Annotated in this window: 4 protein-coding genes; 3 read left to right on the top strand and 1 reads right to left on the bottom strand. The window is 54.2% G+C overall.

The genetic code is table 11. The annotated features are described in order from the left end of the window. Nucleotides 1-94: 94 nt before the first annotated feature. From EXE29_RS17070 to EXE29_RS17055, 3 genes are all read left to right on the top strand, one after another. A complete protein-coding gene (locus EXE29_RS17070; RefSeq protein ID WP_228198837.1) occupies nt 95-805 on the top strand; it encodes a hypothetical protein in 711 nt (236 codons plus the stop codon). Nucleotides 806-1,045: 240 nt separating this feature from the next. After that, complete coding sequence (sul2, locus tag EXE29_RS17060; RefSeq protein ID WP_001043260.1) at nt 1,046-1,861, top strand: sulfonamide-resistant dihydropteroate synthase Sul2; 816 nt, start codon at nt 1,046-1,048, stop codon at nt 1,859-1,861. A gap of 86 nt (nt 1,862-1,947) precedes the next feature. After that, complete coding sequence (locus tag EXE29_RS17055; protein WP_000251875.1) at nt 1,948-2,250, top strand: phosphoglucosamine mutase; 303 nt, start codon at nt 1,948-1,950, stop codon at nt 2,248-2,250. A 175-nt stretch (nt 2,251-2,425) separates the two neighbouring features. On the opposite strand, the gene EXE29_RS17045 is transcribed toward EXE29_RS17055, so the two are convergent. Further along, nucleotides 2,426-3,743, bottom strand: a 1,318-nt coding sequence (locus tag EXE29_RS17045) for an IS91-like element ISCR2 family transposase (protein ID WP_171406286.1), incomplete at its 5' end; no start/stop codon positions are given.

Raw genomic sequence — 3,743 nt, 5'->3', positions numbered from 1 at the left:
TATATTTTCTTTATTTTGAAAATTCGTATGAAACTTTATTACTAAGTATGATTATTTATTACCTAGTATTTAACTTTATTACTCAAAAACACCTATGCTTTGGGCTACCCCTGAATTTTCATCTAGCTATGTTACTCAGATTCAAATTAAAGGCACACGCATTTATGATTCACTTTGCAGTTATACTGGCGTTCGCACCTATTTTTATAAGTTGTCAGACAGTGAGTTTGGGTGCATGTATCAAAAACGTCCGTACCCACAAAACGACTTTCTCTTAATTTTTGCAAACTTAACGCAAATGTTTAACGATGCAGTTTGTTACTTTGGAAACAACAGTAATAAAAACGCTTTTAAAGGTCTAGATTTTGACATCGAATGCGGTGTTTCACGGTTCAATTTACAGCAACGCTTATTAGAGTTTTATAAGAAGTCTAAACGCCAATTGACCATCAGTGAAACAACAAGCGGGATGCTTGGTGACTCGAATCTTCGCTATAACATCTTTGTTCGCAACCAACCAAAATTGGACAAACACGGCAAGCCGTTAAAATGCACCAAAAAACTCATTAAGCTGTACAAAGAGCGTGGCACAGTTGCGATCTATGGCGGTGACTGCATTTCACCACTCAAGCTCGTTAAACACCAACAAATCAAGCTAGAGAGCGAAAATGGCAAGTTTTCATATACGACTGACTTCATCACGTTGTACTCAGTAGAACAAGACATGTACACCTTATATATTCCCCACTCTATTGTAAACAAGACATTTTTATCTTTTATATTCAATGGCTTATTTTCCTGCTAATTGGTAATACCATGAAAAATACCATGCTCAGAAAAGGCTTAACAATATTTTGAAAAATTGCCTACTGAGCGCTGCCGCACAGCTCCATAGGCCGCTTTCCTGGCTTTGCTTCCAGATGTATGCTATTCTGCTCCTGCAGCTAATGGATCACCGCAAACAGGTTACTCGCCTGGGGATTCCCTTTCGACCCGAGCATCCGTATGAGACTCATGCTCGATTATTATTATTATAGAAGCCCCCATGAATAAATCGCTCATCATTTTCGGCATCGTCAACATAACCTCGGACAGTTTCTCCGATGGAGGCCGGTATCTGGCGCCAGACGCAGCCATTGCGCAGGCGCGTAAGCTGATGGCCGAGGGGGCAGATGTGATCGACCTCGGTCCGGCATCCAGCAATCCCGACGCCGCGCCTGTTTCGTCCGACACAGAAATCGCGCGTATCGCGCCGGTGCTGGACGCGCTCAAGGCAGATGGCATTCCCGTCTCGCTCGACAGTTATCAACCCGCGACGCAAGCCTATGCCTTGTCGCGTGGTGTGGCCTATCTCAATGATATTCGCGGTTTTCCAGACGCTGCGTTCTATCCGCAATTGGCGAAATCATCTGCCAAACTCGTCGTTATGCATTCGGTGCAAGACGGGCAGGCAGATCGGCGCGAGGCACCCGCTGGCGACATCATGGATCACATTGCGGCGTTCTTTGACGCGCGCATCGCGGCGCTGACGGGTGCCGGTATCAAACGCAACCGCCTTGTCCTTGATCCCGGCATGGGGTTTTTTCTGGGGGCTGCTCCCGAAACCTCGCTCTCGGTGCTGGCGCGGTTCGATGAATTGCGGCTGCGCTTCGATTTGCCGGTGCTTCTGTCTGTTTCGCGCAAATCCTTTCTGCGCGCGCTCACAGGCCGTGGTCCGGGGGATGTCGGGGCCGCGACACTCGCTGCAGAGCTTGCCGCCGCCGCAGGTGGAGCTGACTTCATCCGCACACACGAGCCGCGCCCCTTGCGCGACGGGCTGGCGGTATTGGCGGCGCTGAAAGAAACCGCAAGAATTCGTTAACTGCACATTCGGGATATTTCTCTATATTCGCGGTTCAGCAGGCATGTCCCCTTTGAGGGCGACCCGACGACAGGATAATCGACCTTATGGTGCGCAAATATTTCGGCACAGACGGTATTCGTGGCAAAGCCAACGAAGGCGCGATGACGGCGGAAACCGCCTTGCGCGTCGGCATGGCGGCTGGCCGTGTCTTTCGTCGCGGTGACCACCGCCATCGTGTCGTGATCGGCAAGGATACGCGCCTGTCGGGCTATATGCTTGAACCCGCGCTCACAGCCGGTTTCACCTCGATGGGCATGGACGTATTCCTTTTTGGCCCGCTGCCGACAACGTATAGGAAGAATAAACGCCCTTTTCACCCAAGTCCAACAGCTTTGGACCGCAGTTGACTCTTTCGACACCCCTGCGATGCAACCCAATCCGGCTGACGGGGAGCCAGCAACGCTGAAAATTTACCCTCCTCTTTCCCACTAGCGGCTCCTTTTCCGACAACCAGCACGGCGGATCCCTGCCGCGGCGCTGTGAACGCAGCATTTTGATTGGTATCGTTGGCCTTCAGGCTCGTCAGTCAAACAGACCCAGGAGCAGCTCAGCCGGTGGCGCCCGGCTTTCGGGTAACGCCCTGGTCCCGCTGGTTTCGGCTTTGTGCTTCAGGTGATCAAGGATCTGCTTGATCACTATAGGGTCTTCAATGCAGGCGATGACTTTCATGGCGCCGCCGCAGCCGCTGCAGGTCTCGATGTCGATATTGAAAACACGCTTGAGCCGTTGCGCCCATGTCATCGACGCTCGCCGTTGTGCTGGTGTTGCCGGTTCATCAGCCACCCTGACCTTGTTGCCCCTGCCCCGTTTTGCCGGCGTGACCAACGCCCGGTGCCGACTGTTGGGTGCGAACACCCCGTGGAAGCGGGTTAGGTTGACTCTGGGCTTCGGTACCAGGGCGGCCAGCCTTGCAATGAAATCCAATGGTTCGAAAATGACGTGCGTGGTGCCGTCCCGGTACGGCGTCTTGAGCTGGTAGCGCACGTTGCCGCCTCGTGTTAACGACAGCCGCTTCTCGGATACCGCCGGGCGGCTGATGTACCGGCACAGCCGTTCGAGCTTCTTGCGTTCATCGGCCCTGGCCGCCACGCCGGCGTGCAGGCTGGACCCGGCTACCTTGCCAATCCCGTCACCGAACGGATCACCACTGGTCGGCAGAGTTTGCAAAGTGAACACCTTTCGCCCCGCCTGTGAACCGACAGCGATACGGTAAGTGATCGAGTGCCCCAGCAGGGGTGTCATCGGGTCGTCATCCACCGCATCCGAGGCCAGATAGCTGTTTTCGACATCCCGTTCCAGCAGGCCTTGCCGTTCCAGATAGCGACCCACCCGGTGGGCGATGGTGTGCGTCAGCTGGGTGAGCTCTGGGCTGGTCGGCGCCTTGACCCAGCGGAAACGCGCTGAGCCGTGGGATTGCTCGACATACACACCGTCGAGAAACAGCATGTGGAAGTGAACATTCAGATTGAGCGCCGATCCAAAACGCTGGATCAGGGTGACCGCGCCCGTCTTGGCCACTTGGTGGGTATGGCCCGCTTTCTTGACCAGGTGCGTGGCAATGACGCGGTAAACGATGCCCAGCACCCACCCCATGATCTCGGGCCGGCTGGCAAACAGGAAACGCAGCTGAAACGGGAAGCTCAACACCCACTGACGCATGGGTTGTTCAGGCAGTACTTCATCAACCAGCAAGGCGGCACTTTCGGCCATCCGCCGCGCCCCACAGCTCGGGCAGAAACCGCGACGCTTACAGCTGAAAGCGACCAGGTGCTCGGCGTGGCAAGACTCGCAGCGAACCCGTAGAAAGCCATGCTCCAGCCGCCCGCATTGGAGAAATTCT

Source organism: Acinetobacter sp. WCHAc060006 (assembly GCF_004209135.1).
Taxonomy (GTDB): Bacteria; Pseudomonadota; Gammaproteobacteria; order Pseudomonadales; family Moraxellaceae; genus Acinetobacter; species Acinetobacter cumulans.
This window is presented reverse-complemented; position numbering and strand designations above follow the sequence as displayed.

Excerpts from the sequence above, each read along its gene's own strand:
- sul2 (WP_001043260.1), top strand. The coding sequence starts at position 1,046 with ATGAATAAATCGCTCATCATTTTCGGCATCGTCAACATAACCTCGGAC.
- EXE29_RS17070 (WP_228198837.1), top strand. The coding sequence starts at position 95 with ATGCTTTGGGCTACCCCTGAATTTTCATCTAGCTATGTTACTCAGATT.
- EXE29_RS17055 (WP_000251875.1), top strand. The coding sequence starts at position 1,948 with ATGGTGCGCAAATATTTCGGCACAGACGGTATTCGTGGCAAAGCCAAC.